The sequence below is a fragment of the Maritalea sp. genome (assembly GCF_051251695.1).
In the GTDB taxonomy this organism is placed as follows: domain Bacteria; phylum Pseudomonadota; class Alphaproteobacteria; order Rhizobiales; family Devosiaceae; genus Maritalea.
Genome location: NZ_JBPOEU010000071.1, coordinates 1 through 3,361 on the forward strand (window position 1 = coordinate 1; position 3,361 = coordinate 3,361).

Here is a 3,361-nt window from a genome sequence, read left to right on the forward strand (position 1 = left end):
GGGTTCGCTCCCACGCTGCCGCCTCAGACTGGATTGCGCGATACTGGGCCGAGCCGCCATTCCGTCTGACCTCGCGGTCGTAGCTACCAACAATCCTCAGCTGATGACCGCCCGCGATGTCGATCTCAATGCCGCTATGTGCTGGTTTGTCGTCAGCCGTTGGGACCGTGCCTTTGGTCTGAGGCCGGTCCACTATCTCGACCGGGAGAAAGTATGGCGTCTCAGCAACCTCGTCTTCAACGATCTCCCGATCCGGCGCAAACTGGGGATCACGCAACCATTTGTGGATCAAATTGGTGTTCATCGCATACCGACGGGCAACTTGCGCTACCGATACACCTGGCGCGCATGTTTGCGCACAGATCGACACCTTCTCCTCATCCGACCAGAACCGCTTCTTCTGACCCTTTTTGCCCTCAAGATGTCCACTACCAATAGTGGACACTTATCAACACACTCCGTGCCGCGTCAGAGCAGCGAGGCCGGACGCTTACGCTTCGGAGAAGCTGCACTGCGGCATAGCGACCCTCTGCCAACGGCAGCTTTGGGCCGATGACGAAGAACCCACTGAGATCTGCGAAGCTATCCATCAGGTGGGAAGTCCTTCAGCCGCGTGACAGATGCAATTAAGGCAAGCCGGAGAGCATCTTTCACTTCATCAAAATGCAATCGCCGATGGCAGTTTGGGCAGCACGCTGCTGCATTCTCTATTGTGTCCGGGCCACCTTCTCCCAACGGCCTAACGTGATGTACCTCTAGGTAGGGTTCGCCGTTCGGCCGTTTGAAAGGTGCAGGTCCACCGCAATTCTCACAAACTCCAGTAGCTTCAGCAAGGACCCAAGCTATGACTTCTGGATCCCGAACAAATCGCTCTGATGATGTGGAAATTTTCGAGACCATCTTTTGTCCATCAGGCGGTGTCGATTTCCCTTTGCGTATTCGTTGAAGTGCGCGCTCAACTCGATCGACTAGTTCTTTTGGGTCGGCCGTAGGATTTTCGAGCAAGGCTGGACGCAACACCCAATATCTACGCTCACGATGGTGCCGGGAAGGCTTGATATCTTTTCGATTGCAGTAGCCTAAGAAGTCTTGGTCTATGTCGTCATAGCCCTCATCGCCGACTTCCAAAGCTTTGCCAATGAGGCTGGACAGAGCTTGGTTTGTCTTTCGACCGTCTCGATCACTAAGATTTTTCTCATGGCTGATGTCGTTGTTTACGTATCCAGAAAATTTGCTCGGGGCAAATCGAAAACTGCCACGATCCTGCACAGCAGCAAAGAGTTTGCCGTTCTTGATACGAGCGTCGTGAAATTTTCTTTCGTCTTGGTTGTTGCTCTCACCGTACCGATAGAGTGTTTCGATGTTATCGACTACTTGTTCAACATTGCTGACTAGGTCGGCCATAGTATTTCCAGTTGCTGATCGATCTTTCACCATTACCATAGGGAACAAATAAGGAGAGGAAACCCATTCGATGTCTGCTTTGTAGAAGCTGTACTGCGGCGTAGTGCAGGATGACCAATGTCGGCTCTGGGCCGTCCATGACGGGCAATTTAGTGCGCTGATGGGAGATGCTGCGGCGCCTCCGAGGTTCGCTCCGAGCCCTTGTTGACCTCATTCAGATAGGTTGCTCTTTCGAACGCACCGAATAATATGTGACGATGGTCAGACAAGAACACACCCTAGATGAAGTCCGCGCTATCCTAACAGAGTACGCTGCTGAGTGGGCTGATCTACCGCTGAAACAGCTCGTATCAACAGGCACGGACAATACCCTCTACAGGTTAGCCGATGACTACGTCTTACGTATTCCGAAGCGTGACTCCGCAATCTTACCTCTCAAGAAAGAACTCATATGGCTTCCGCGTTTGAGAGGACTGCCACTCAGAGTTCCTCAAGTCGTGTTTCATGCCAAAACTACCTACGACCTCGGTTTCGATTTTGGAATATTCAAATGGGAGAATGGTCAAATCGCAACACCTGATCAGTTACCCAACCGTATGCAGGCGGCAAAAAGTCTCGCGCAATTTCTTTCTGCGCTTCACCAAGTAGAGACCGTTAACGCTCCGAAGGCAGGTGCCGAAAATCACAATCGTGGCGTAGACTTAGCCGTTTTGACCGAGAAAACCCACGCAAGCATCGTTATCTTAGCAGATGAGATTGATACGAATAAAGCCCGCGAAATGTGGGAGCTGGGCTGTTCAGCCCCAGTTGTAGAAAGACCAGTTTGGATACATGGAGACTTGAAGGCGGATAACATGATCTCTTGCGACGGCGAGTTGAAAGCGGTCATCGATTGGGGGCTTTCTGCCGTTGGTGATCCCGCAGTGGACTACGCTACTGCTTGGACTTGGATCGAACCTGAGTGCAGAGACACCTTTCAAGATGAATGCAATATTGTTGAAGATGATTGGCATCGGGCTAAAAGCTGGGCTTTGTACTGTGCGGTAATTTCATTGAGCTACTACCGAGGGCGATCACACAAAGAACTCTGTGAACAGTCGCGCCTTACGTTGCAAAGACTCGAATTGTGCTAACCATTGGAACAGTCACTTTGTCCCGCTCAGTGTAAATTCAGGCATCACTCGATTTCGCGGGTGCAGCGAAAGTCCGGTTCGACGGGCCGCGCCGCAGCATGACCGAGGGTGTGTGAAGGTCCGGTTTGGGCCGGATGTGACAGGGCAGGGACTCGATCATGCTTCGCTGCGGTCATTCGTACAGCACGCAGCGAAGGCTACCGATGAGCCCTCTTCACCTAATGCTGCGCGGCGCATGAATGGCCGTTTTCAACGACGCATGCTGTTTAGGATCAATCCAAGAATAACGAAACCACCTCCCCATAGATGGTAGGTTTCAATCGTTTTGCCTAAAAGAAGGACGCCAAGTGCACCGTCAAAGAATGGGACAAGATTGTTGCAGGGGGCAGCTACGGGCCTAGGTGAGTTTGGAGAGTGCCTGTGAAATATCAACGTCAATGAGGCCTGACACCTCTTTTTGAACGTTTAACCAAAGCGGCATCGCCAAGTTGTAAATGTCTTTGCCGCTTTGCGTTAAATGGAGTTCGCGCTTGCGTAAATCACCAGCGCCCTTGTTCACCTCTATTGCTCGGTGTTTCTACGTTTCAGGCCGTCTTGGAAGGGCGCTCTATGATCCTGAAGATCCAGACGCTGCCAATCGAAAACTGAACGATCTCGATTTCGCAATAGATCATTTCAAAACCAAGCTGCTAAAGCTATGTGATTTGGTGCGTTCATGATAGGCCTAAATTGGCCCAAAAACCCCAACAAAAAAAACCGCCAAGGTGGGCGGGGTATTGGGTTATATCATGAGGCTAAGTTGGCTTATTTCGCGCTGTATGCTC

The 3,361-nt window shown here is 51.4% G+C and carries 4 protein-coding genes; 2 read left to right on the forward strand and 2 right to left on the reverse strand.

What is annotated here, in order from left to right; translation table 11 throughout:
- Nucleotides 1-445, reverse strand: a 445-nt coding sequence (gene tnpA, locus ACSHWX_RS17955) for an IS66-like element accessory protein TnpA (RefSeq protein ID WP_435669582.1), incomplete at its 3' end; no start/stop codon positions are given.
- Between the two features lie 137 nt (nucleotides 446-582).
- Complete coding sequence (locus ACSHWX_RS17960) at nucleotides 583-1,404, reverse strand: HNH endonuclease (protein WP_435669583.1); 822 nt, start codon at nucleotides 1,402-1,404, stop codon at nucleotides 583-585.
- A gap of 257 nt (nucleotides 1,405-1,661) precedes the next feature.
- Here ACSHWX_RS17960 and ACSHWX_RS17965 point away from each other — a divergent pair, with 257 nt between their 5' ends.
- Entirely contained in the window at nucleotides 1,662-2,537 is an 876-nt protein-coding gene (locus ACSHWX_RS17965) for an aminoglycoside phosphotransferase family protein (protein ID WP_435669584.1), read from the forward strand.
- A 530-nt stretch (nucleotides 2,538-3,067) separates the two neighbouring features.
- Nucleotides 3,068-3,256: a hypothetical protein gene (locus ACSHWX_RS17970; protein WP_435669585.1), complete on the forward strand. Its 189-nt coding sequence runs from the start codon at nucleotides 3,068-3,070 to the stop codon at nucleotides 3,254-3,256.
- The last annotated feature ends 105 nt before the right edge of the window (nucleotides 3,257-3,361 follow it).